At 66.4% G+C, this 25,337-nt stretch carries 20 protein-coding genes and 1 pseudogene; 7 read left to right on the forward strand and 14 right to left on the reverse strand.

Annotated elements, in window-relative coordinates; translation table 11 throughout:
* Positions 1 to 8: 8 nt before the first annotated feature.
* From QX051_RS08210 to QX051_RS08225, 4 genes are all read right to left on the reverse strand, one after another.
* Positions 9 to 521: a GNAT family protein gene (locus QX051_RS08210; protein ID WP_315775719.1), complete on the reverse strand. Its 513-nt coding sequence runs from the start codon at positions 519 to 521 to the stop codon at positions 9 to 11.
* Positions 522 to 1,006: 485 nt separating this feature from the next.
* On the reverse strand, positions 1,007 to 2,308 hold the full coding sequence (gene ispG, locus QX051_RS08215) for a flavodoxin-dependent (E)-4-hydroxy-3-methylbut-2-enyl-diphosphate synthase (RefSeq protein WP_315775720.1): 1,302 nt from the start codon (positions 2,306 to 2,308) through the stop codon (positions 1,007 to 1,009).
* A gap of 13 nt (positions 2,309 to 2,321) precedes the next feature.
* Positions 2,322 to 3,275, reverse strand: a complete 954-nt coding sequence (locus tag QX051_RS08220; protein ID WP_315775721.1) for a DMT family transporter — start codon at positions 3,273 to 3,275, stop codon at positions 2,322 to 2,324.
* 199 nt (positions 3,276 to 3,474) lie between these two features.
* Positions 3,475 to 3,966, reverse strand: a complete 492-nt coding sequence (locus tag QX051_RS08225; protein ID WP_315775722.1) for a Fur family transcriptional regulator — start codon at positions 3,964 to 3,966, stop codon at positions 3,475 to 3,477.
* Between the two features lie 176 nt (positions 3,967 to 4,142).
* Here QX051_RS08225 and QX051_RS08230 point away from each other — a divergent pair, with 176 nt between their 5' ends.
* From QX051_RS08230 to QX051_RS08240, 3 genes are read left to right on the forward strand one after another with little or no spacing between them, the layout of a single operon-like run.
* Entirely contained in the window at positions 4,143 to 4,622 is a 480-nt protein-coding gene (locus QX051_RS08230; RefSeq protein ID WP_315756866.1) for a MarR family transcriptional regulator, read from the forward strand.
* Positions 4,615 to 5,763, forward strand: a complete 1,149-nt coding sequence (locus QX051_RS08235) for an HlyD family secretion protein (protein ID WP_315775723.1) — start codon at positions 4,615 to 4,617, stop codon at positions 5,761 to 5,763. Before QX051_RS08230 ends, QX051_RS08235 begins: the two co-directional genes overlap by 8 nt.
* Before the next feature lie 6 nt (positions 5,764 to 5,769).
* Positions 5,770 to 7,329, forward strand: coding sequence for a DHA2 family efflux MFS transporter permease subunit (locus QX051_RS08240; protein WP_315735301.1), 1,560 nt, complete (start codon positions 5,770 to 5,772; stop codon positions 7,327 to 7,329).
* A 359-nt stretch (positions 7,330 to 7,688) separates the two neighbouring features.
* Here the strand turns inward: QX051_RS08240 and QX051_RS08245 are convergent.
* The 4 genes and pseudogenes from QX051_RS08245 to pcaF form a co-directional block, all read right to left on the reverse strand.
* Positions 7,689 to 7,964 (reverse strand): annotated as a pseudogene (locus QX051_RS08245) (SPFH domain-containing protein); the annotation flags it as partial.
* A gap of 172 nt (positions 7,965 to 8,136) precedes the next feature.
* A complete protein-coding gene (locus QX051_RS08250) occupies positions 8,137 to 9,201 on the reverse strand; it encodes an aminoglycoside phosphotransferase (protein WP_315775724.1) in 1,065 nt (354 codons plus the stop codon).
* A gap of 59 nt (positions 9,202 to 9,260) precedes the next feature.
* On the reverse strand, positions 9,261 to 10,154 hold the full coding sequence (locus QX051_RS08255) for a dioxygenase (protein WP_315775725.1): 894 nt from the start codon (positions 10,152 to 10,154) through the stop codon (positions 9,261 to 9,263).
* A 71-nt stretch (positions 10,155 to 10,225) separates the two neighbouring features.
* On the reverse strand, positions 10,226 to 11,434 hold the full coding sequence (gene pcaF, locus QX051_RS08260; RefSeq protein WP_315775726.1) for a 3-oxoadipyl-CoA thiolase: 1,209 nt from the start codon (positions 11,432 to 11,434) through the stop codon (positions 10,226 to 10,228).
* A gap of 361 nt (positions 11,435 to 11,795) precedes the next feature.
* On the opposite strand from pcaF, the gene mutS reads away from it, so the two are divergent.
* The gene (mutS, locus tag QX051_RS08265; RefSeq protein WP_315775727.1) at positions 11,796 to 14,528 is read left to right on the forward strand and encodes a DNA mismatch repair protein MutS; all 2,733 of its coding nucleotides are present in this window, start codon (positions 11,796 to 11,798) and stop codon (positions 14,526 to 14,528) included.
* 214 nt (positions 14,529 to 14,742) lie between these two features.
* On the opposite strand, the gene QX051_RS08270 is transcribed toward mutS, so the two are convergent.
* The 5 genes from QX051_RS08270 to QX051_RS08290 all read right to left on the reverse strand — a co-directional run bounded on the left by QX051_RS08270 (position 14,743) and on the right by QX051_RS08290 (position 19,231).
* Complete coding sequence (locus QX051_RS08270; RefSeq protein ID WP_315775728.1) at positions 14,743 to 15,546, reverse strand: hypothetical protein; 804 nt, start codon at positions 15,544 to 15,546, stop codon at positions 14,743 to 14,745.
* A gap of 220 nt (positions 15,547 to 15,766) precedes the next feature.
* Entirely contained in the window at positions 15,767 to 16,276 is a 510-nt protein-coding gene (locus QX051_RS08275; RefSeq protein ID WP_315756858.1) for an OsmC family protein, read from the reverse strand.
* 56 nt (positions 16,277 to 16,332) lie between these two features.
* Positions 16,333 to 17,118, reverse strand: a complete 786-nt coding sequence (locus QX051_RS08280) for an ABC transporter ATP-binding protein (RefSeq protein WP_315775729.1) — start codon at positions 17,116 to 17,118, stop codon at positions 16,333 to 16,335.
* Complete coding sequence (locus QX051_RS08285; protein WP_315775730.1) at positions 17,118 to 17,963, reverse strand: ABC transporter permease; 846 nt, start codon at positions 17,961 to 17,963, stop codon at positions 17,118 to 17,120. The genes QX051_RS08280 and QX051_RS08285 overlap by 1 nt, the downstream gene beginning before the upstream one ends.
* 293 nt (positions 17,964 to 18,256) lie before the next feature.
* The gene (locus tag QX051_RS08290) at positions 18,257 to 19,231 is read right to left on the reverse strand and encodes an aliphatic sulfonate ABC transporter substrate-binding protein (RefSeq protein ID WP_315775731.1); all 975 of its coding nucleotides are present in this window, start codon (positions 19,229 to 19,231) and stop codon (positions 18,257 to 18,259) included.
* A 196-nt stretch (positions 19,232 to 19,427) separates the two neighbouring features.
* Here QX051_RS08290 and QX051_RS08295 point away from each other — a divergent pair, with 196 nt between their 5' ends.
* The 3 genes from QX051_RS08295 (at position 19,428) to QX051_RS08305 (ending at position 24,423) form a co-directional block, all read left to right on the forward strand.
* Complete coding sequence (locus QX051_RS08295) at positions 19,428 to 22,223, forward strand: [protein-PII] uridylyltransferase (RefSeq protein WP_315775732.1); 2,796 nt, start codon at positions 19,428 to 19,430, stop codon at positions 22,221 to 22,223.
* A 93-nt stretch (positions 22,224 to 22,316) separates the two neighbouring features.
* A complete protein-coding gene (locus QX051_RS08300) occupies positions 22,317 to 22,682 on the forward strand; it encodes a DUF1304 domain-containing protein (RefSeq protein WP_315775733.1) in 366 nt (121 codons plus the stop codon).
* Positions 22,683 to 23,196: 514 nt separating this feature from the next.
* A complete protein-coding gene (locus QX051_RS08305) occupies positions 23,197 to 24,423 on the forward strand; it encodes an ABC transporter substrate-binding protein (RefSeq protein ID WP_315775734.1) in 1,227 nt (408 codons plus the stop codon).
* A gap of 256 nt (positions 24,424 to 24,679) precedes the next feature.
* Here the strand turns inward: QX051_RS08305 and QX051_RS08310 are convergent, their stop codons facing one another.
* Positions 24,680 to 25,297 (reverse strand): ATP-dependent Clp protease proteolytic subunit, encoded by a 618-nt coding sequence (locus QX051_RS08310; protein ID WP_315775735.1) that lies wholly within the window; start codon positions 25,295 to 25,297, stop codon positions 24,680 to 24,682.
* Positions 25,298 to 25,337 lie beyond the last annotated feature (40 nt).

Raw genomic sequence — 25,337 nt, forward strand, 5'->3', positions numbered from 1 at the left:
CCTCACCCTCACCGCTCGATCATCCAGCGCGTCACCGCCTGGTGGTAGTTCATCGGGCCGGGCACGGTCTTGTAGGTCTTCAAGTAGCGGAAGCCGGCCTTCTGCAGCGCGCGGTTGGGGGCGGTGTTGTAGGCGTGCGGCTCGCAGAACAGCTGCTTGAGCTTGAGCCGCTCGAAATAGAAATCGATGGTGCGGCGGACGCATGCGGTGCCGAGGCCGCGGCCGCGCAGCTCCGGCTCGGTGATATGCAGGTGCATGTGGGCGCGGTTGCCGTACACGATGCGATCTGAGCTGGAGAAGCCGATCGGGCGGCCGTCGAGCCGCCAGATCACCAGCAGCGCCGCGCGCTCGGCCAAAGGCGTGTCGTAGAGCGTCTGGAACAGTCCGGCCCACACCGACCTGGTCGGCATCCGCGTCGGATCGATGCCCATCAGGTCGAGCTGCTCGATGCTCGACGCATAGAAGTAGTCGATGACAACAGCGGTCTCAGCGAGTTCCATCTCCCTGATATCGAGATTCATGGAGCCATCCTCTTCAGCAGGCCTCAAGGTGCTGATCATGCGGGCAGCAGTGCGGCGGCCCCGATGGTGTCGACCGCGACACCGGTGCCCGATTTGGCGGCAGCGCATTGCGGCCGATCGGCGGCGAAAATTTCAGACTGAGAGGAGCGGCACAAGCAGCCGACGGTTGCAGAGGCGGCTGCCGCTCCTACAACAGCCAGATTGACCGCGAGATTTCGTCGCGGGCACTTTCTCAAGCTCCCCGCCTGCGACAGAGGGATCGCATATGACGATCGGAGTTGTGCGACCGTCTGCTGCCACATCGTCATGGCCGGGCTCGTCCCGGCCATCCACGCCGCTCGGCATCCTCGGAACGACGTGGATGCCCGGGACAAGCCCGGGCATGACGGAGTAACGAATGGTCAGGCCTTCTCGCCGCAAGCAACCGCGCGATCAACCCAGCGGACAGGAGGCGCCGCTGGCTGAGCCGGGACCGGCGTGCCGCCCTACTCCGCCGCGGTCACGCTCTCCGGCCCCTTGGCACCGCTGCCGTAGCGCTGGTCGATGTAGTCGATCACCAGCGCCTTGAAGTCGGCGGCGATGCTCGGGCCGCGCAGGGTGCGGAACTTCTTGCCGTCGACGAAGACCGGCGCGGCCGGGGCTTCGCCAGTGCCGGGCAGGGAGATGCCGATATTGGCGTGCTTGGATTCGCCGGGGCCGTTGACGATGCAACCCATGACGGCGACGTTGAGCGCTTCCACGCCGGGATATTGCGTCTTCCAGGCCGGCATCTCCTCGCGGATGAAGTCCTGGATCGAGCGTGCCAGCTCCTGGAACGTGGTCGAGGTGGTGCGGCCGCAGCCCGGGCACGCCGCAACCAGCGGCACGAAGGTGCGGAAGCCCATGGTCTGCAGCAGCTCCTGCGCGACCTGCACTTCGAGGGTGCGGTCGCCGCCGGGCTCGGGCGTCAGCGAAATGCGGATGGTGTCGCCGATGCCCTGCTGCAGCAGGATGCCGAGCGCGGCCGAGGAGGCGACGATGCCCTTCGAGCCCATGCCGGCCTCGGTCAGGCCGAGATGGATGGCGTAGTCCGACCGCGCGGCGAGGTCCTGGTAGACCGCGATCAGGTCCTGCACGGCCGAGACCTTGGCCGACAGGATGATGCGGTCCTTCGGCATGCCGAGTTCCTGGGCGCGGGCCGCCGAGAGCAGCGCCGACTGAACCATCGCCTCGCGCATCACCGCACGCGCATCGCGCGGGCTGGCGGCGGCGGCGTTCTCGTCCATCAGCTTGCTGAGCAGCTCCTGGTCGAGCGAGCCCCAATTGGCGCCGATGCGCACCGGCTTGGCGTATTTGTTGGCGAGCTCGATGATGGTCGAGAACTGCGTGTCCCGCTTGTCCTTGAAGCCGACATTGCCGGGATTGATGCGGTATTTCGCCAGCGCCTCGGCGCAGGCCGGATGGTCGGTCAGCAGCTTGTGGCCGATGTAATGGAAGTCGCCGATCAGCGGCGTGGTGATGCCGCGCTGGTCCAGCTTCTCGCGGATGTGCGGGACGGCCGCGGCGGCCTCCTCGCGGTCGACCGTGATGCGAACCATCTCGGACCCGGCGCGCGCCAGCGCTGCAACCTGGGCCACCGTCTGGTCGACGTCGGCGGTGTCGGTGTTGGTCATCGACTGCACCACGATCGGGGCGCCGCCGCCGACGGCGACGTTGCCGACCATGACGCGGGTGGTCTGATGCCGGGGAGCGGGTCCGGCGACATCGGACGCTGAGGTGTTCTCGGTCAGGATCTCGGGCTTGTTCATGGGCGCTCGGATATCAGGTTTTGGTGACATTCAGCAATGGATCAGTCGCGGCCAGGACCACGCGGTTCGGGCGGTTTACGAGAAAAAGCCCAACGATCACAAGCACGGCAGCCAAGCCAAAGGCCAGCGTCAGGGCGTCATGCAGGATGAAATAGCTCGCCACCACCCCGAATAAAGGGGTGATGAAGGTAAATGCCGACAATTTGCTGGCCGAGTAGGCCTTGATCAGGGCGAACCAGATCGTGAACGTGGTCCCGACCACCCAGATCGACTGGTAGGCCATCAGGCCGATCACGAACGGGCTGGGAACCTGGGTCAGCCGCTCGCCGGCGATCAGGGCCGCCGCCGCCATGATCGGGACGGAGACCGCGACCTGGTACCCCAATGCCCGCTCCGGCGCGATGAAGCGCAGTCGGGTGCCTTTGACGAACACCGTGGTCACGCCCCACAGCAGGCCGCCGCCGACCACCAGGAGATCGCCGAGCAGCACGCGGCCGTCGACATCGGCCTGGGGAATGCCGATCGCCAGCGCCACACCGGTGAAGCTGAGCGCCAACCCGCCCCATTGCGCCGGCCCCATCCGCTCGCCGAGGAAGCGGAACGAGCCGAGCGCGACGAAGAACGGCGCGGTATACAGGAACACGATGGCGCGCGACGCCGAGGTCAGCAGCAGGCCCTGATAGATCAGCACGAATTCCAAGCCGAACAGCAGGCCTGCCACCAGGCCGAGCCCCAGCGTGTCGTCGCGCTCGAACATCTTCACGCCGCGCACCCGCGCGAACACCAGCAGCACCGGCAGCGCACCGAGCGAGCGGAAGGTGGCCTGCAGCAGCGGCGGAATTTCAGGCAGCGCGAGCTTCACCGCGATCTGATTGAACGCCCAGGACAGGCACAGCACGAGGATGACGGCGATCGCACCCAGGCCGAGCGGCCGGGTCGCGGCGGATGAGGTTGACGTTGCGGACACGAGGACGTTGGCTCCCTGGCGCGTTTCTTTGTATTCGGACCGCCATCAAGGTGTGGTCAGCTTTGTCTTGGTCGGTCGGAGGTGATGCGGAGGTAGAGCGGCGGCGGTGCTGGCCTCTCCCTGCGCGCACCGGTCTCGCGCTGAACCTCGAATACGACAGTCATTCACACGTGTATAGCTTCGGCCGCAGTGACGGACCTCACGCGGCACTCTGGCAATGCGCGCACAACCCGGTGATCTCGACGACGGAAAGCTTCGGTGTGAAGCCCGTTGCCGCAGCGGCCAGCTTCAGGCTTTCCGCGATCGGCGCAGCCGGAACCTCGCCAACGGCGCCGCAGCTCTCGCAGATCAGGAACGCCACCAGCGCGGTCTGCTCGTGGTCGTGGGCGCAGGCGAGGAAGGCATTTCGGCTCTCGATGCGGTGCACCAGGCCGTTCGCCATCAGGAACTCGAGCGCGCGGTACACGGTGATCGGCGCGGGCCGCGCGGTGATCTTGGCAAGTTCCTCGATGATCTCGTAGGCCCCGAGCGGCCGGTGGCTCGACAGCAGCGCCTCCAACACCTGGCGGCGCTGCGACGTGAACTTCTGGCCGCGCTGAGCGCAGATGCGCTCGGCATGGTCCAGGGCATCGGCCGCGCAGCGGCCATGGTCGTGGTCCGGCGCCGGGAAGGTGGGCTTTGCGAGGGTCATTGCTGACAATCTAGCATCTCGGGCCGGTCTCGCCAAAGGCCCCCGGCCGAGCCATGCATCTTCGGCGGGGTCGGTGCGCTCGGCGGGGCCATCAAATATTCATAAGCTTGCTTATTATATCGGAGGCTCATTACAGCCAAAGCTCAATTTCTTCCGCCACTGAATCGAGATCCGCCATGACCCGCACGTCCGCGGACGTGAATTTCCTGTTTACGCTCGGCGAGTTGCAGCGCCTGGTGCGCGCCTATGCCGACAAGGAGGCGGCGCGCTTCGGCATGACCCGCGCGCAATGGGCCGTGCTGGCCAAGGTGGAGCGCAACGAGGGGATGAAGCAGTCCGAGCTCGCCGAGCAGATGGAGATGCAGCCGATCACGCTGACGCGGCTGATCGACAAGCTCGCCGACGCCGGGCTGATCGAGCGGCGCGGCGACGACACCGACCGCCGCGTCAACCGGCTCTATCTGAAGAAGGCCGCGCGTCCGCTGCTCGCGAAGCTCGCGGTGCTGCGCGGCGATCTGACCGACACCGCCCTTCAGGGCATCAGCGCCGACGACGCCGAGCGGCTGATGACCCACCTCGAGGCCATCAAGGAAAACGTGAGAAACGCCCTGCAGTCGTTGTGCGACGAGCAGCGAAAGGAGCAGCGCTATGGCTGAGCCCGCCCTGAAACTCGCCCCCGAACAGAAAGCCGGCTCGGATGCGGCGGCCGCCGCCGAAAAGCCGGCGCGCCCCGGATTCGTGCGCCGCTACCGTCGCACGCTGCTGCTGGTCGTGCTGCCGCTCGTCGCCGCCGTCGGCGGCCTCGTGCTCTATCTCAACGGCGGCCGCTACGTGACGACAGACGACGCCTATGTCGGCGCCCAGAAGGTGCTCATCACCCCCGACATCTCCGGCAAAATCATCAAGGTCGTCGTCAAGGAAGGCCAGCAGGTGCAAAAGGGCGACGAGCTGTTCGAGATCGATCCCGTGCCCTACCGCCTCGCGGTCGACCAGACCAAGGCGGCGCTGGAGCAGGCGCGGACCACCTACGACAACCTCACCGCCAACATCAAGATCTACGGCCAGATGCTCGACCTGGCCCAGCAGGGCATCGAGCTGAAGCAGAAGGACGTCGAACGCAAGCAGACGCTCGCCAAGAACAATTTCGGCTCGCAGCTCGACCTCGACAATGCCGCCAATGCGCTGGTGACGGCGAGCGCGCAGGCGCAGTACATCAAGCAGCAGCTATCGAACGCGAAAACGCAGCTGCTCGGCAATCCCGAGCTGCCGCTGGAACAGTTCCCGCCCTACATCCAGGCCAAGGCCAAGCTCGAGGACGCCCAGCGCGATCTCGACCACACCACCTTGCGCGCGCCGATGCCTGGCATCGCCACGCAGGTCGACCAGATCCAGCTCGGCCGCTTCGTCACCGCGGGCACGCCGGTGTTCTCGGTGATCGATGTCGGCAATCCCTGGGTCGACGCCAATCCGAAGGAGAGCGACTTCACCTATGTCGCGGTCGGCCAGCCGGTCGAACTCGACGTCGACGCCTTCCCGAACCATCGCTTCAAGGGCACGGTCGGCTCGCTGTCGCCGGGCACCGGCGCGCAGTTCGCGATCCTGCCGCCGCAGAACGCGAGCGGAAACTTCGTCAAGGTCGTGCAGCGCGTGCCTGTCAGGATCCATTTCGACAAGACCGACAGGTTCGTCGCCAGGCTGAAGGCCGGCATGAGCGTCAACGTATCGATCGACACCGGCCACGAGCGTACGCTGGCCGGGCTGTTCGGAGCGGCGCATGCGGCGGAGAAGGAGGAGTAGCGCGCCATGACTGCGCCGGCGGCCTCATCATCGGCGGTTCCGGGATTCCGCCGCAACATGGTAACGATCTGCGCCATGACGGCGACGATCATGCAGGCGCTCGACACCACCATCGCCAACGTCGCCCTGCCCTACATGCAGGGCACGCTGTCGGCCTCGCAGGACCAGATCAACTGGGTGCTGACGTCCTACATCGTCGCGGCCGCGATCATGACCGCGCCGGTGGGATGGATCGCCAACCGCTTCGGCCGCAAGCGCACCTTCATCGTCTGCTCGGCCGGCTTCACCATCGCGTCCGTGATGTGCGGGCTTGCCCAGGACATCACCCAGATGGTGCTGTTCCGCCTGTTGCAGGGCGTGTTCGGCGCCTCCCTGGTACCGCTGTCGCAGGCCGTCATGCTCGATTCCTACGCGCTGCATGAGCGCGCCAAGGCGATGGCGATCTGGGGCATGGGCGTGATGCTCGGTCCGATCATGGGGCCGTCGCTGGGCGCCTGGCTGACCGAGACCTATTCCTGGCATTGGGTGTTCTTCGTCAACCTGCCGTTCGGCGCCGTGACCGTGCTCGGCCTGATGGCGTTCATGGAGGAGACCAAGCCGAACGCGGAGCTGACGTTCGACTGGTTCGGCTTCGCTGCGCTCGCCATCGGCATCGGCTCGCTGCAGATCGCACTCGACCGCGGCGAGGATCAGGGCTGGCTGGAGAGCAACGAGATCATCATCGAGTTCATCGTCGCCGGCGTCGGCTTCTACTATTTCCTGGCGCATTCGCTGACGACGCAGCGCCCGTTCATCCAGTTCGCGCTGTTCAAGGACCGCAATTTCGTCGGCGGCTGCGTGTTCATGACCGTGATGGGCCTCGTGCTGTTCTCGACCATGGCGCTGTCCTCGCCCTATCTGCAGAACGTCATCGGCTATCCCATCATCACCGCCGGCGTGCTGTTGGCGACGCGCGGCTGCGGTACGTTCGTCGCGATGATGCTAGTCGGGCGGATGCTGCGCTATATCGAGGCCCGCACCTTGATCGTCGTCGGGCTTGCGCTCACGGCGCTGTCGCTGTTCCAGATGACGGCGTGGACCGACCAGACCGGCGTGCCCGAGATCATCACCATCAGCATCATGCAGGGGTTTGGCTTCGGCCTCGTCTTCGTGCCGCTGTCGACGGTTGCGTTCCTGACGCTGCCGGGCGAGCTACGGACTGATGGAACCTCGATGCTGACCCTGGTGCGAAATGTCGCAAGCTCGATCGGCATCTCCATTGCGATCGCGCAGCTCACCGAGGGAACGCGGCGAAACCACGCGATCCTGGTCGAGCACATCAACCCGTTCAATCACGCGCTGCAGATGCCCAATGTTGCCGGCCTGCTGAACCTGTCCACGGATGCCGGCCGCGCGATGGCCGATGCGATGGTGATGGTGCAGGCGCAGATCCTCGCCTTCTCGCACGACTACCAGCTGGTCATGATGTTCATCCTGGTCTCGATCCCGCTCGCGGTCATGATCGGCTCGACTCGGACGGCACTGCGCGCGCAGGCGGCACCGGCCGATCACGCGGTGATGGAGTGACCGTTCCCCGCGACGGAAAAAGCGTGCGCTGTTGAGACGCAGCGGGACCGGGATAGCAAAAAGGTGACCGCGACGTGATGGATTTGTAACTTCAATCCGGCGCGTTTCCGGCTATCTTCTGCTCACCCCACTCGGTTCTCTGCGTATGAGTTGCGCGCAGGGACTGCACTTCATGAGCGCCCCACTCGTGATGTGCCGGGCGGGGGCGGTGGCTCCTCCAGCGCCGCCCCCAGCCCCGGGGGAATTGGTCGCTCGCGTCGCGGGCTGACGGTATCAAGAATCCCAAACCGAGAACCTCCGCTGTCGTCCCGGGCAAGCCCGATGACGCAAAGCGTCAGCGGGCGCCGACCCGTCTGCCACGCCGTCTGCGTCGCGCTCGCCACCTCGGCACGGGTGCTCGCGGTCTTGTTGGCGATGTCGCGCTCGTCGAAGAAGTTCTCGGCGTTGAAGAACGAGATGTCGGTCTGGTCGAGCTTGGTCAGCGACACCGATTCCAGCTCCAGGCCGTTGGACTGCACGTCGGCCTCGACCGCGGCCTGGACGTGCTTGACGAAGTCCGAGCGCTTCTCCTGCAGGTCCAACAGCTCCATCGTCGCCGCGACCGAGCGCAGGCCGTCGACGAACTTGGCCTCGACGCCATGCCCATGCCGATATGTCGCGCCGATGCTGGCCGGCGGCTTAAGGCCGGCGAACAATCTCTGGTAATCGTTGAGGGGGCTGGTAGCGACGACGGCAAATGCACCGCAGTGACGTGTACCGACAAAGACCTCGCCGCGCGCGTGCGGCCCTGTCTCGAGGGAAGCGCCGTCAGTCCAGCAATTCGCGGCAGCCGAGATCGTCGAACGCAAGGAAGATGCGCTCGAGATTATTCCACCAGATCACCGGCGGGAGCTGGATCGCCCATTGCCAGACCGGCTGGGCGATGTGCCAGAGCACGGCGAGACGATAGTCCTGATCCAGCGACGCCCTGTCGTAGCCGGTCACACCGCCTGCGACCAATGTCTGATGATAGCTGTCGAGCAACGGCCGCTCGATCCGCGCCCGACGGTCGGGATAGATTTGCAGCGCGATCATGTAGGCGAGATCGTTCGCGGGCACGCCGATCCGCCACTGGTCGAAATCAAACGCGCGCACGTCGTCGCTGTCGGCGGCCTTCGGCACCAGAAAATTCCAGACATGCGCGTCGCCATGCGCAATGCTGAGGTTTCGCCGCGACAGATAGCGTTCCGAGAGCCGCGGCGTCGCCGCCATCAGGCGTTCGTAGACCGCGCGCCGGTCCGCGCTCAGGCGGTCTCCCAACTGATCGGCGAAGCGCCGATAGTGGCCGGCAAAGGTCCTGCCGCGCTCGGCGCGCTCGTCCGCGGTCGCGAAGCTGCCGATGGACACGCCAAGCCGCGGATCGTCCCACCACGCCGCATGCAGCCGCGCCAGCGCCCGCACGATGGCCTCGGCCTGTGGCAGAGCGGGCGGCAATGGCCATTGCGTTGCCGTCTGGTGCGTGTCGGTGAGATCCTCGAGCAACAAGTGCCAGGTGAGCGCGGCTTCGTCCCACGCGCCGCCGTAAGAGCCGGGCACCAGGCCCGTCGGCATGAGCCGCGCCAGTCCGCGATAAAAGTTGACCTCGTGGCGCCCGCCCCGCCACAGCGTCTTGGCGAAGGCCGGCATCGGGATTTTCAGGATCAGCGCCTTCGGCGCGTCCGGGGCCGCGCCGCTATAGGACAAACCAAGGCGGATGATGCGCGACAACAGCATCGGCCGGTCGCTGATCACGGCGACGTCCGAGACCGCGCCGGACTCGAGCACACCCGCCTCACGCATCGTCGCCGTCAACGCGGCAGGCTTGGCAACGGACGGCAAGTCGGTGGAGGACATGTAGGCGCCGTCCCTTCAGGGTTGCAGCTTGCCCACACTAGCATGGATATTCCGAAGCGCTACTTGATCGGCGCGCGCGGCAGCACGGTGTCGCCGATCTCCATCCGGTAGACGTGATCGAGCGAATACCAGGGCGTGGCGACGTCGGGCTCGGTCGGGTGCGGCGTGTCGTGGCGAATGAAGTTGCCGAGCAGCGCCTTGGTGACGCCGAACTGGACGTCGCTGTCGATGTGCGGGTCGTTGGGGTCGTAGACCTGCGAGATCAGGACCTTGAATCCCGGCTTGACGATCAGCGCGTGCAGATGCGCCGGCCGATAAGGATGGCGGCCCTGCGCCTTCAGAAGGCGGCCGACGACCCCGTCGGTCGGGATGGGATAGCCGACCATCATCACCGAGCGAAACCAGAAGCGGCCGTCGGCATCGGTCGTGAGCTTGCCGCGCAGGTTCATGTCGGCCTGCTCCGGGTCCTGGTTCTCGTAGGTGCCGACCGGGGAGGCGTGCCAGACGTCGACCTCGGCGCCGGCGACCGGCGCGCCATGGGGATCGACGACGCGCCCGTTGACGAACAACGCCGGCCCTGGTGTCGCCGAGCGCACGATCGAGCCGCCGTTCGCGGTAACAGGCGAATTCAGCCGCCAGAACGGACCGAGCAGCGACTGCGCGGTCTCGGTGTTGCCGCCATCGCCATTGTTGAGCAGGCAGACCAGCGGCGAGACGCCGAGCGAGCCGGCCATCAGCACCACCTCGTTGTGGGTGTCGTTCGTGCGCTGACCGAGCTCGGCGACGAGGGCGGCGGCCTCGCGGAATTCGGCCTCGGTCAGCCTGACATCGCGGACGAAGCCATGCAGGTGCTTGATCAGCGAGACCATGATCTCGCGCAGCCGCGGATTGGTGGTCTGCTCCATCACCGCCAGCACCGCCGGCGTGACGTCCTGTTCGCGGGAGATGGTCATGGTCAATTCTCCGTCATTCCGGGGCGATGCGAAAGCATCGAACCCGGAATGACGAAGCGCTTAGCGCTTCGTCAGTTGATCGTCTCGACCGCCAGCGCGACGCCCTGGCCGACGCCGACGCACATCGTGGCGAGCGCACGCTTGCCGCCGCGGACCTCGAGGCCGTGCACCGCGGTCATCGCGATGCGCGCGCCGCTCATGCCGAGCGGATGTCCCAACGCGATGGCGCCGCCATGCGGGTTGACGAAATCGGCATCGTCGGCGACGCCAAGCTGGCGCAGGCAGGCGATGCCTTGAGACGCGAACGCCTCGTTCAACTCGATCAGGTCGAAATCGGTGATCTTCAGGCCGAGCCGCTCCATCAGCTTGCGCACTGCCGGCACCGGGCCGATGCCCATGATGCGGGGCGGCACGCCGGCCGAGGCGAGGCCGAGAACGCGCGCGCGCGGCGTGAGGCCGTGCTTCTTCACGGCGGCCTCCGACGCGAGAATCATCGCGGCCGCGCCGTCATTGACACCGGAGGCATTGCCGGCGGTGACGGTGCCCGGATTGCGCACGATCGGCTTCAGCTTGGCGAGGCCTTCGAGCGTGGTCTCGGGGCGCGGATGCTCGTCCTTGTCGACGGTCACGGGCCCTGCCTTGCCGCCGGGCACCGACACCGGCGTGATCTCGGCGGCGAAATAGCCCGAGGCGATCGCCTGGCCGGCGCGCTGCTGGGAGCGGATCGCGAACGCGTCCTGGTCGGCGCGCGACACCTGGAATTCCTCGGCGACGTTCTCGCCGGTCTCCGGCATCGAATCGACGCCATACTGCTGCTTCATCAGGGGATTGATGAAGCGCCAGCCGATCGTGGTGTCGAAGATCTCGGCCGAGCGCGAGAACGCCTCCGTCGCCTTGCCCTGCACGAACGGCGCCCGCGTCATCGATTCGACGCCGCCGGCGATCGCGAGATCGACCTCGCCGGCGCGGATCGCGCGGCCCGCGGCGCCGACCGCGTCGAGACCGGAGGCGCAGAGGCGGTTGAGCGTCTGGCCAGGAATCGAGTCGGGCAGGCCCGCCAGCAGCAGCGCCATACGCGCGACGTTGCGGTTGTCCTCGCCGGCCTGGTTGGCGCAGCCGAAGAACACCTCGTCGACCGCCGCCCAGTCGAGATTTGGATGCTTGGCCTTGAGCGCCTTCAGCGGTGTCGCCGCGAGATCGTCGGTGCGCACTTTCGCCAGCGAGCCGCCGAAGCGGCCGATCGGGGTCCGCACCGCATCACAAATAAACACGTCTCGCATCGCTCTCTCCCGGATCTCACTGTTTCTGGTCAGAATTGACGGCGGTTTTAGGAGTGCGGTGGGAGCAGGTCAAATGACGGGAGCGCGGGGTGGCATGCGCTCAAGCTGCTGGATGCGACGCTCTCGCCTCACGAACGGTGGGCGTCCTCTCCCGCTTGCGGGGGAGGGCTGGGGTGGGGGCAGCCCCAAGCGAGAATCTTCGTGTGGAGAGATTTCCCCCACCCGTATCGCATCTTCGATGCGATACGACCTCCCCCGCAAGCGGGGGAGGTGCAACAGCAGGCACCGCCCATCGTGGAAAACCGGGACATCGCCGCCAAAGCGGTAGGACCGTCCGGGCAAATTGGCTAGTTTCCGCGCCATGACGATCCAGCAGCCCATCTCCGTCTCCGTTCCGCCCGACGCCGCGCCCGCCGAGGCGCCGGCCAAGCTCACGCCGATGATGGAGCAGTATCTCGACATCAAGGCGGCGCATCCGGGCCTGATGCTGTTCTACCGGATGGGCGATTTCTACGAGCTGTTCTTCGAGGACGCGGAAGTCGCTTCGAAGGCACTCGGCATCGTGCTGACCAAGCGCGGCAAGCATCTGGGCCAGGACATCCCGATGTGCGGCGTGCCGGTCGAGCGCTCCGAGGACTATCTGCACCGGCTGATCGCGCAGGGCATCCGCGTCGCGGTCTGCGAGCAGATGGAGGATCCGGCCGCTGCGCGGGCGCGCGGCAACAAGAGCGTGGTCAAGCGCGGCGTGGTGCGCGTGGTGACGCCGGGCACGCTGACGGAAGACAATCTGCTCGATGCGCGCGCCAACAACTATCTGTTGTCGATCGTGCGCAGCCGCGGCTCGTCCGGCGGCGATCGGCTCGGGCTCGCCTGGATCGACATCTCGACCTCGGACTTCATCGTCACCGAATGCGCGTTCGCGGAACTGACCGCGACCCTGGCGCGCATCAATCCGAACGAGGTCATCGTCTCCGACGCGCTGTACTCGGACACGGCATTCGAGCCTGCGCTGCGCGAGCTCGCCGCGGTGACGCCGCTGACGCGCGACGTGTTCGACGGCGCCACCGCCGAGCGGCGGCTGTGCGACTATTTCGCGGTGGCCACCATGGACGGCCTCGCAGTGCTGTCGCGGCTGGAGGCGACGGCCGCCGCTGCCTGCGTCACCTATGTCGAGCGCACGCAGGTCGGCCAGCGCCCGCCCCTGGCTCCTCCCGCGCGCGAGGCGACCGGCAGCACCATGGCAATCGATCCGGCGACCCGCGCCAATCTCGAACTGACGCGCACGCTCGCCGGCGAGCGGCGCGGCTCGCTGCTGGACGCCATCGACTGCACGGTCACATCCGCCGGCTCGCGGCTGCTGGCGCAGCGGCTCGCGGCGCCCTTGACGGAGCCGGCGCAGATCGGCCGCCGCCTCGATGCAGTCGCCACGTTCGTTGCCGATGGCGCCGCACGCGAGGACATCCGCTCCATCTTGCGCGGTGCGCCCGACATGACCCGGGCGATGGCGCGGCTCTCGGTCGGCCGCGGCGGCCCGCGCGATCTCGCCGCCTTGCGCGACGGCATCCTTGCCGCCGACCAGGCGCTCGCGCGGTTGTCCGCGCTGGAACAGCCGCCGCAAGACGTCACGTCCGTGATGGCGGCGCTGGCGCGGCCCACGCGGGCGCTCGCCGAGGAATTCGCCCGCGCGCTCGACGAGCAGCTGCCGCTGATCAAGCGCGACGGCGGCTTCGTCCGCGCCGGGTACGACGCGACGCTCGACGAGACGCGCAATCTGCGCGACGCGTCGCGGCTCGTCGTGGCGTCGATGCAGGCGCGCTACGCCGACCAGACCGGCGTCAAAGGCTTAAAGATCCGGCACAACAACGTGCTCGGCTATTTCGTCGAGGTCACCGCGCAGCATGGCGACAAGCTGATGTCGGCGCCGCTGAACGCGACCTTCATCCACCGCCAGACCCTCGCCGGCCAGGTGCGCTTCACCACGTCGGAGCTCGGTGAGATCGAGGCCAAGATCGCCAATGCCGGCGAACGCGCGCTCAATCTCGAGCTCGAGATCTTCGACCGGCTCTGCGCGTCGGCGCTTGCGATCGGCGATGATCTGCGCGCTGCCGCGCACGGCTTTGCGATGCTCGATGTCGCGACCGCGCTGGCGAAGCTCGCGGTCGACGACAACTATGTGCGTCCCGAGGTCGACGGCTCGCTCGGCTTCGCCATCGAGGGCGGCCGCCATCCCGTGGTGGAGCAGGCACTCAAGCGCGACGGCCAGCCGTTCATCGCCAATTCCTGCGACCTGTCGCCGACGCCGGCGCACAAGAGCGGTCAGCTCTGGCTGCTCACCGGCCCCAACATGGCGGGTAAGTCCACTTTCCTGCGCCAGAACGCGCTGATTGCCCTGCTAGCCCAGATCGGCTCCTTCGTGCCGGCGAGCCGTGCCCGCATCGGCATCGTCGACCGGCTGTTCTCGCGCGTCGGCGCCGCCGACGATCTCGCACGCGGGCGCTCGACCTTCATGGTCGAGATGGTCGAGACCGCGGCGATCCTCAACCAGGCCGGCGAGCGCGCGCTGGTGATCCTCGACGAGATCGGCAGGGGCACCGCGACCTTCGATGGTCTCTCCATCGCCTGGGCCGCAATCGAGCATCTGCACGAGAGCAACCGCTGCCGCACGCTGTTCGCGACGCATTATCACGAGCTGACCGCGCTCGCCGCCAAGCTGCCGCGGCTGTTCAACGCCACGGTCCGCGTCAAGGAATGGCAGGGCGACGTGGTGTTCCTGCACGAGGTGCTGCCCGGCTCCGCCGACCGCTCCTACGGCATCCAGGTCGCGAAGCTCGCCGGCCTGCCGCCGGCCGTGATCAGCCGCGCCAAATCGGTGCTGTCGAAACTGGAGGCCCAGGACCGCGGCCAGAGCGCGCGTGCGCTGGTCGACGACCTGCCGCTGTTCGCGGTGCCCTCGCGCGCGGCCGCCGAGCCCGCGATATCGAAGGAGGCGGAGGAGCTGATCGCCGCCGTGAAGGCCCTGCATCCGGACGAGATGACCCCGCGCGAGGCCATGGACGCGCTGTATCAGCTGAGGGCGAAACTGCCGAAAACGTAGTTGCCGTCATTCCGGGGCGCGCGTCAGCGCGAGCCCGGGACCCATTTTTCGTCAGTGCATTCGGTCCGGTGGATTCCGGGCTCGTGCTTCGCGCGCCCCGGAATGACGGAGAGATGAGTTCACGGTGCCGTAAGGTGGGCAAAGACGCGAAGCGTCGTGCCCACCATTTGCAGCGTGATATGAAACTCGGTGGGCACGCTTCGCTTTGCCCACCCTACGCAAGCTGACGAGCTGTCTTCCTTCTCCCCAGCCACCACAGGCCGAGATTCCACCCCACGCAGGTCGCCAGCGCGCCGCTCAACCCCACGGCTGCACCGACATGCAGGCTGCCGAGATGCAGCACGACCACCGCGAGCGAGAAGCCGATCAGGCCGTAGGTGCCGTTGGCCAGCACGGCCGCCGTCGCCGGTCCGCCGATGCGCGGCTGCAGGATCAGCATCATCGAGCTGAAGACGATCGGAAACAGGGCCAGGATGCCGGAGACGCTGGGGCCAGCCCAGCCGGAGACCGAGGTGACGGTGGCGACGAGGGTCGCGACCAGCGAGGCGCGCAGCGGCACGTCGTACCAGCGCCTCGTGATCAGCGGCATCTTGGCGTGGCGATAGCGCTGCAGCAGCGGCAGGCAGATCGCGAATGTGATGATGTTGGCGACGATGCCCATCGCGAGCGTCCATTGCACGCTCTTGATCAGTGACGCGAGACCCAGCCACACGGCAACAGCAGTGGCGCTGGCGACCAGCACGCTGCGGCGCTGCGCCAGGACGGCGTAGGCGAGGCTGAGGAAGATCGTCGCGGCGTTGATCGGCAGGCTGGTCAGCGCGCCCTGCGCGATGAAGGCGGCATCGTGATCCAGCGCCAGGAACACGTAGGTCGGCCCCGCCGAGATCGGCAGGGTCGCGACCAGTGCGCCGATCACGGGCCCGGTGCGCTCGGCGATCATCGACGCCGACACCACGAACGACGCCGCGATCGCCATGCGCAAGGTCAGCAGCAGCAGAAAGGGGGGATCGAGGGACATCAGCTCATGCTGCGCGGACAGTGATCTCCCTCCCCCGCCTGCGGGGGAGGGCCGGGGTGGGGGCGTGGCTCGGGTGGTGATGATGGGTGCGTTGTGTGGAGAGAATTCCCCCACCCGCCGCGCATCTGCGATGCACGGCGACCTCCCCCGTACGCGGGGGAGGCGCAGACCGGGCAAGCCTCGGTGGCTTGTCGTCATCAGCGGCAAGGCGAGGGCGACCTCACACCCGCTTCAGGCTGACCGACACCTTCGGCCCGTTCTTGATGGTCTGATACACCACGCAATAGCGCTCGGTGAGCTTGAGCAAGAGGTCGAGCTTGTCCTGCGGCGCGTCGGTGTCGACCTCGAAGCGCAGGCGGATTTCCTGGAAGCCGACCGGGGCCTCCTTGTCGACGCCGAGCGTGCCGCGGAAATCGAGATCGCCTTCGGCCAGCACGAGGCCGCTCTTGAGCGGGACTTCGACGGCGGTCGCGACCGATTTCAAGGTGACGCCGGCGCAGGCCACCAGGGCCTCCAGCAACATGTCGCCGGAGCACAGCTCGAGCCCCGAGCCGCCGGTCCCCGGATGCAGGCCGGCCACAGCCATTGCGCGCCCGGTCTCGAGCTTGCAGGTCAGGCCCTCACCGCCGACCTCGCCCTTGGCCTTCAGCGTGATGACGGCGGCGGACGGATCAGCCTTGTAGCGTTCCTTGATCGGCGCCTGCATGGCGCGCAGCTCGGCAGCATCCATTGTCGTTCTCTCCCGGAGTCATTTCGGACGAGATGTACCGGGCCGGGCCGCCAAAGTCACCACCACAGGCCGCCGCCGGCGTCACGCCTGCCCTGCGCGTCCGGCATCGTCCGGTCGAGCGAGCGATCCAGTGCAGTGAGCACATGGCGCCTGAACTGGTCGAACAAGGGCGCGTTGCGGTCGCGCGGCCGCGACAGATTGATGGTGATCTCCTCGAACAGCCGGCCCGGATGCGGCCGCATCACCATCACGCGGTCGGCCAGCACCACGGCTTCCTCGACGTCGTGCGTGACCAGCACCAGGGTCGGGCGCGTATCGGCCCAGAGGTCGAGCAGGTGGTCCTGCAGGTCCTTGCGCGTGAAGGCATCGAGCGCAGAGAACGGCTCGTCGAGCAGGAGCACCTCCGGCCGCGCCACCAATGCGCGGGCGATCGCGACGCGTTGCGCCTGGCCGCCGGACAATTCGCGCGGCCAGACCTTGGCTTTGTCGGCGAGGCCGACACGTTCGAGCGCGCGCGCGACGCGATCGCGGCGCCCGGCCGCCGGCAGCTCGGACAGGCCGAAGCCGATATTGTCGGCGACCGTGAGCCACGGCAGCAGCCGCGGCTCCTGGAAGATGATGCCGACCTTGGGATGCGGCGCCGTGATCGCCTCACCGTCGAGCGTCACGGTGCCGGCGCTGGCGCGGTCGAGCCCGGCGACGGCGCGCAGCAAGGTCGACTTGCCGCAGCCGGAGCCGCCGATGATGGCGATGATCTCGCCGAGCTGGATCTCGGCCGAGAACCGCTCCAGCGCATGGACGCCGTTGGGATAGACCTTGGTGACGGATGCGAACTGCAGCATCAAGCGGCCCCGCTCTGGCGCGCAAAGCTGTCCTGCCAGCGCAACAGCGGCGCGGTGGCGATCTCCAGGAGCCAGTCGGTCGCCTTGCCGATGATGGCGAAGATCACGATGGCCGCCACGATCTGCGCCGGCTTGCCGAGCTGCTGGCCGTCGATCAGGAGGTAGCCGAGCCCTTCCGACGCCCCCATGAACTCGGCGGCGACGACGAACATCCACCCCAAGCCGAGGCCGACGCGCAGCGACACGACGTACGCCGGCAGCACCGCGGGCAGCAGGATGCGGCGGATCATCGCCGGCCCGGAGAGACGGAAGATGCGGCCGACCTCGACGATCTTGCGGTCGACCGAGAGTATCGCGCCGGTCAGGCCGAGATAGACCGGGAAGAACACGCCGACCGCGATCAGCGCCACCTTGGAGGTCTCGAAGATGCCGAGCCACAAGATGAACAACGGCACCCAGGCGATCGAGGGAATCGCGCGCAGCGCCTGGATGGTGGGATCGACCAGCCGCCGGGCGAGGCCCCAATAGCCGCAGATGCCGCCGAGGACAGTTCCGGCAATGACGCCGAGGCCAAAACCGACGCCGACGCGGGTCAAGGTCATCGTGATGTGGCGGGAGAGTTCGCCGGAGCGGGCGAGCTCGGCGATGGTGGTGAAGACCTTCGAGGGCGGCGGCACCAGCCGGCCGTTGGACCAGCCGGCCCGGACGGCAAGCTCCCAGGCGAGTGCGAGCGACAGCGGCAGCAGCAAGCCGAGCAGCGGGCGCGTCAGCCGCGTGAGCCATGGCTGGCGAGCAGTCTGGGGGATGGCGGCAGCCGGCGCCTGCAATTCGACGGTCATGGTCATAGTGAGAACAGTGTCCCGCGCGGGAATGCAAGGCGTGGTGATGGTGGTGGATGGTAATGGGGCCGAGGACGGCGCTCCTAACTTGCTGTCGTCCCGGCCTTGAGCCGGGACCCATACTCCGCGGCCGCCGTGGTGAGACGAGATGCCGCTCCAGCCTGCCTCCCAACGACCTTCACGGAGTATGGGTCCCGGATCTGCGCCCGCCAGCGCTTCCGCGCTGGCGGGCTTGTCCGGGACGACACCGTTATTTTGTCTGCAGCATTGGTTGTATCTGCAACAGTGCTTCGTGCGTTCTAGTTCGTCGGCAGCGGGACCTGGTCGTCGATCAGGGCATCCAGCGTCACCTTCACATCCACCTTGGCATCGACGACACCGGCCTGCTGCAAAGCGAGGCCAGCAGCCAAAATCGACTCGCGCTGGGGTGCGCCGATGCGGCTATGGGTGAGCTCGGTGCGCTCCTTGAGTTGCTTGTCGACGACGGTCTCCGGCAGCTTGGTCACGGCGATGAAGGTCTTCTTCAGGTCGTCGTAATTCGCCAGCGCGTCCTTGCGTGCGACCTCGTAGGTGGCGAGCACGCGGCGGACGATCTCGGGATTGTCTTTCAGGAACTGCTCACGGACGTTGAGGATGCCCCAGGTGTTGGCGTCGGCCTTGCGGTAGAACAGCCTGGCGCCCTCCTCGACCTCGGCCTGCGCCATCATCGGATCGAGCCCGGCCCAGGCGTCGACGTCGCCGCGGATCAGCGCCGCCTTGCCGTCGGCGTGCTGCAGCAATACCGGCGTGATGTCCTTGTCGGTGAGGCCGGCTGACAACAGCGCGCGCACCAAGAAGATGTGCGGATCGGTGCCACGGGTCACCGCGACCCGCTTGCCCTTGAGGTCGGCCACGGAGGCAATCTTGGAATCCTTGGCCGTGACCAGCGCGGTCCATTCGGGCCGCGAATAGACGTAGACCGACTTGATCGGATTGCCGTTGATCCTGGCGACCAGCGCGGCGGAGCCGGCGGTCGAGCCGAAATCGAGCGAGCCGGCGTTGAGGAATTCGAGCGCCTTGTTGGAGCCGGCCGACTGCACCCAGACGATGCTGATGCCGTCCTTCGCGAACTCCTTCTCCAGAAGTCCTTTCTGCTTCAGCACCAGCGACACCGGATTGTAGGTCGCCCAGTCGATGCGGATCTCCTTCACCGGCTCGGCCGCGCGTGCAGCGCCGCATCCCAGGAGAACCACGGCCGCAACCGCAGCAAATCCGCGCCTCGACAATCCACCCATCGTCACCCCTCCAAGCCTCAAGAAACATTGTTGTGGTTTCAATGAGTTATGCCAGGGGCGCGCGAGAATTGCTTTTCCTTTCGACGGCACCATTCAGAACGATCATCATCCCGTGACCACCGATGACAGCATGGATCGATTGTTGCATTGGAAGTTTCGTGACAGCACAGGCCTTGTTCGATATCCGGTTGCATCCATGGACAGCGTCGCCCCCAATTCCCACCCCGATAGCCTTTCCGATTTCGACAGCGCCAGCATCGCGGTTGCGGTCGACGCGTTGGCCGCGCAGCATTCGGGCCGCGAGGACATGTTCCGCGCCGCGGTGGTGCAATTCCTCAAGGCCGAGCTGGTCAAGGCGCGCGCGGCCGCCCAGGCGCAACTGTTGAAGGACCGCCATGGCCGGCGCTGCGCCGAGCAGCTCTGCTTCGTGCAGGACGAGATCATTCGCATCCTCTACGCCGCCGCCACCGAGCACCTCTACCGCTCGCAGGTGCCGAGCGGCGCCGAGCGCATGGCGGTGGTCGCCACCGGCGGCTATGGCCGCGGCCTGATGGCGCCGGAGTCCGACATCGATCTCCTGTTCATCCTGCCCTACAAGCAGACCGCCTGGGGCGAGCAGGTCGCCGAAGCCATCCTGTATTCGCTGTGGGACATGGGGCTGAAGGTCGGCCATGCGACCCGCTCGGTCGACGAGTCGATCCGCCAGGCGCGCGGCGACATGACCATCCGCACCGCCATCCTGGAGACGCGCTATCTCGCCGGCGACCGCCCGCTCTATGACGAGCTGGTCGCGCGCTTCGACACCGAGGTCGTCCAGGGCACCGCCGCCGAGTTCGTCGCCGCCAAGCTGGCCGAGCGCGAGGAGCGGCACCGCCGCGGCGGCCAGTCGCGCTATCTCGTCGAGCCCAACGTCAAGGACGGCAAGGGCGGCCTGCGCGACCTGCATACGCTGTTCTGGATCGCCAAATATGTCTATCGCGTGCGTGAGACCGCTGAATTGGTCGAGCGCGGCGTGTTCGACGCGCATGAATACCGCACCTTCCGGCGCTGCGCCGATTTCCTGTGGTCGGTGCGCTGCAACCTGCACTTCGTCAGCGGACGGCCCGAGGAGCGGCTGTCATTCGACCTGCAGCGCGAGATCGCGGTGCGGCTCGGCTACACCAGCCATCCCGGCATGCAGGATGTCGAGCGCTTCATGAAGCACTACTTCCTGGTGGCCAAGGAGGTCGGCAATCTCACCGCCATCCTGTGCGCCAAGCTCGAGGACCAACAGGCCAAGCCGGCGCCGGTGCTGAGCCGGATGATCTCGCGCCTGACCACCGGCTCGACCTGGCGGCGCGTGCCGGAGAGTGACGACTTCATCGTCGACAACAACCGCATCAACCTCGCCGCGCCCGACGTCTTCAAGCACGATCCGGTCAATCTGATCCGCATCTTCCGGCTGGCGCAGAAGAACAACCTCGCCTTCCATCCCGACGCGATGCGCGCCGTCACGCGCTCCTTGAACCTGATCAACACCGAGCTGCGCGACGATCCCGAGGCCAACCGGCTGTTCATGGAGATCCTGACCTCCAACGATGCCGAGGTCGTGCTGCGGCGAATGAACGAGACCGGCGTGCTCGGCCACTTCATCCGCGCCTTCGGCCGCATCGTGTCGATGATGCAGTTCAACATGTATCATCATTACACGGTCGACGAGCACCTGATCCGCTGCATCGGCTTTCTGCAGGAGATCGAGCGCGGCGGCATCGACGAGTTCACCCTGGCCTCCGACCTGATGCGCAAGATCCGGCCCGAGCACCGCGCCGTCATCTACATCACCGTGCTGCTGCACGACGTCGCCAAGGGGCGGCCCGAGGACCATTCCATCGCCGGCGCCAAGATCGCGCGCCGGCTGTGCCCGCGGCTGGGCTTCAACAATGCCGACACGGAGCTGGTCGCCTGGCTGATCGAGGAGCATCTGACGATGTCGACGGTGGCGCAGTCGCGCGACCTGTCGGACCGCAAGACGATCGAGAATTTCGCCGCCGTGGTGCAGTCCGTCGAGCAGATGAAGCTGCTGACGATCCTGACCACCGCCGACATCCGCGGCGTCGGCCCCGGCGTCTGGAACGGCTGGAAGGCGCAACTGCTGCGCACGCTCTACTACGAGACCGAGCCGGTGCTGACCGGCGGCTTCTCCGAGGTCAACCGCGCCAAGCGCATCACCGCGGCGCAGGCCGAATTCCGCAACGCCTTCACCGATTGGCCGGAGGACGAGCTCAACACCTATATCGGCCGGCACTATCCGGCCTACTGGCTCAAGGTCGAGCTGCCGCGCAAGATCCGCCATGCCCGCTTCGTGCGATCGAGCGAGGATGCCGGCCACAAGCTCGCGATCAATGTCGGCTTCGATCCGGCGCGCGGCGTGACCGAGCTGACGATCTTCGCGATGGACCATCCGTGGCTGCTGTCGATCATCGCCGGCGCCTGCGCCTCCGCCGGGGCGAACATCGTCGATGCCCAGATCTATACCACGACCGACGGCCGCGCGCTCGATACCATCGCGATCTCCCGCGAATATGAGCGCGACGAGGACGAAGGCCGCCGTGCGACGCGGATCGGCGAGACCATCGAGCAGGTGCTGGAGGGCAAGCTGCGGCTGCCGGACGCCGTGGCGCGGCGGACGACGCGGGGCAAGCAGCACAAGGCATTCTCGGTCGAGCCGGAGGTCACCATCAACAATCAATGGTCGGAGCTCTACACCGTCATCGAGGTCTCCGGCCTCGATCGCCCCGGCCTGCTCTACGAGCTGACCACCGCGATTTCGAAGCTGAATCTCAACATCGCCTCGGCCCATGTCGCCACCTTCGGCGAACGCGCCCGCGACGTGTTCTACGTCACCGACCTCCTGGGCGCGCAGATCAACGCGCCGACCCGGCAGGCGGCGATCAAGAGCGCGCTGCTGCATTTGTTGGCGAACGACGACGCGGCCGCCCAACCGGCGGCATGAGAGACCATCGCGCGGCCCTGAGCCGCTCGGAGAAGATTTGAACGAGGGGGCCGGCACCACCGCCGGTCCCGGCAGGCTTGGGGGAGCCGAACCATGGCATTGATTGCAAACATCGTCGTCGGACTGATCGGCCTGCTTCACGTCTACATTCTCGTACTCGAGATGTTTCTCTGGACCAAGCCGGCCGGCTTGAGGGCGTTCAACAACACGCCGGAGCGCGCGGAGCAGACCAAGGTGCTCGGCGCCAACCAGGGCCTCTACAACGGCTTCCTCGCCGCCGGCCTGTTCTGGGGCCTCGCGCATCCGGCGCCGGTGTTCGCTTTTCAGATCAAGGTGTTCTTTCTGCTCTGCGTGCTCGTCGCGGGCCTCTATGGCGCCGCCACGGCGAGCCGCAATATCCTGTTCATCCAGAGCGTGCCGGCAGCAGTCGGCCTGATGCTCGTCTGGCTGGCGGCTTGATCAGCACCGAGTCCGCGGCCGTCTTTCGAGACGCCTGCGGACGATGTCGGTGCCCATGAGGACATCATTCCGGGACATTCGCGCGCAAAATGGCGAAGCCGTTTTGAAGCAGCGACCACAGATGTCGTCCCGGGCAAGCACGGCGGCGCAACGCGACGGCGTGCGCCGACCCGGGACCCATACTCCCGGGCGACGTTCGAGGCAGGATCGCAACTCCGAGTCTTCGCCACAGGGCGGCCTGTGGTTATGGATCCCGGCTCTGCGCCCTGACGTCGCTGCGCGACGCCAGGGCTTGGCCGGGACGACACTGAATGTCAGGGGGCAGCTTGGCTCGCAATGGTGCGAAGTCACGATCATCGAGCTTGCATCCTAAGCTCTCGCCCCGCGGAACCGCCGCAGTCCCGGTGGCGGCTCGCCTTGCGTCCGCCAAGCCGTTCCTCCACACTGCCTGTAGCGATGGCGCCCGTCCGGGCAGACCAGCCGCACAACAATATTCAGGAGGAATGCAGACCCCATGCGACAGGGATATTTCCGTCTTGCAGGCGCGGCCGCTTTGGCCGTCACCCTCTCCGTCACGTCAGCCTCGGCCCAGAAGAAGTATGATCCCGGCGCCTCCAATACCGAGATCAAGGTCGGTCAGACCGTGCCGTTCTCGGGCCCCGCCTCGGCCTATGCCTCGATCGGCAAGACCCAGGCTGCCTATTTCAACATGATCAACGAGCAGGGCGGCATCAATGGCCGCAAGATCAAGCTGATCCAGTATGACGACGCCTATTCGCCGCCCAAGGCGGTCGAGCAGGTCCGCAAGCTGGTCGAGGACGACGAGGTGCTGCTGACCTTCCAGATCATCGGCACGCCGTCCAACGCCGCGGTCCAGAAATACCTCAACGCGAAGAAGGTGCCGCAGCTGTTCGCCGCGACAGGCGCGACCAAGTTCACCGACCCCAAGAACTTCCCCTGGACCATGGGGTACAATCCCAACTACTTCACCGAGGGCCGCATCTACGGCCAGTACATTCTGAAGGAGCATCCCAACGCCAAGATCGGCGTGCTCTATCAGAACGATGATCTCGGCAAGGACTATCTGAACGGGATCAAGGCCGGCCTGGGTGACAAGGCATCGACCATGATCGTCGCCGATGCCTCCTACGAGGTGTCCGATCCGACCATCGACTCGCAGATCCTCAAGATCAAGGCGGCCGGCGCCGACCTGCTGTTCTCCGCCGCGACGCCGAAGCAGGCCGCTCAGGCCATCAAGAAGCTGCATGAGCTCGACTGGCACCCCGTCCACATCGTCGATATCAATGCCACCTCTGTCGGCGCAGTGATGCAACCGGCCGGCCTCGAAGCCTCCAAGGGCGTGATCTCGGTCAATTACGGCAAGGACCCGCTCGATCCGACCTGGAAGGACGATCCGGGCATGAAGCGCTATCTGGATTTCATGGCCAAGTATTATCCGGACGGCGACAAGAACTCCAATTTCAACGTCTATGGCTACGGGAACGCACAGCTCCTGGTGACGGTGCTGCAGATGTGCGGCGACAACCTGACGCGCGAGAACGTCATGAAGCAGGCGGCGTCGCTGAAGGACGTCGTCGGCGACCTGTCGCTGCCGGGCATGAAGATCAACACCTCGCCGACCGACTATCGCGTCAACAAGCAGCTACAGATGATGAAGTTCAACGGCGAGCGCTGGGAGCTGTTCGGCCCGATCCTGGAGGACAAGGGCGCGGCGGGCTAGCTGCACTCGACGTCGTTCCAGGGCGTCGCGACAGCGACGAGCCCGGACCCTCGAGATTCCGGGTTCGATGCTGCGCATCGCCCCGAATGACGCGGTCAACATCGATGGAACGGGGCTGCGAGATAGCGCGGCCCCGTTCTGCATTGCGGCACGGGTTGCGCCGTTCGCCGCTGCGTGCGCTCGCCGACGGCCATTCGACCGCATCGCGGGTGACAACGGCTGTTGCGGTAGGATCCGCCGTCGCGTCGAGGAAGTGTCAGTCGTTGATGACCTCACCCTGGTCTCGTTGCTTGACGACCCGGTCGATCAAGCCCCACTGCAAGGCTTCGTCCGCGGTCATGAAGTGATCGCGATCCAGGGTGCGCTCGACGTCCTCATAGCTGCGCCCGCAATGCTCGGCGTAGAGCCTGATCATGCGGCGCTTGGTCAGCTCCATCTCCTTGGCGTGAATCAGGATGTCGGACGCCTGGCCCTGAAAACCACCGAGCGGCTGATGCACGTGAAGGCTTGCATTGGGCAGCGCCGTACGCTCGCCCGGCTCGCCCGCCATGAGAAGAAACGACCCCATCGAACGCGCCGTTCCCATGCAGAGCGTGTGTACCGGTGCTTTGACGAATTGCATCGTGTCATACATCGCGAGGCCGCTGGTGATCACGCCGCCGGGTGAATTGATGTAGAGATGGATCGGCCGCTTTGGGTTTTCCGCCTCGAGAAACAGCAGTTGCGCGCAGACCAGGGCGGACACCGTGTCGTTGACCTCGCCGTTCAGGAAGACGATCCGCTCACGGAGCAGCCGCGAATAGATGTCGAAGGATCGTTCGCCCCGACTGGACTGCTCGATGACCATAGGGACGAGTTGCATCGTGTCGCGCATGCGCGAGCTCCCGGTTTCAGTGGGTTGTTAGTGAACTAGA

It is taken from the genome of Bradyrhizobium sp. SZCCHNR1053 (genome assembly GCF_032381235.1).
Lineage (GTDB): Bacteria > Pseudomonadota > Alphaproteobacteria > Rhizobiales > Xanthobacteraceae > Bradyrhizobium.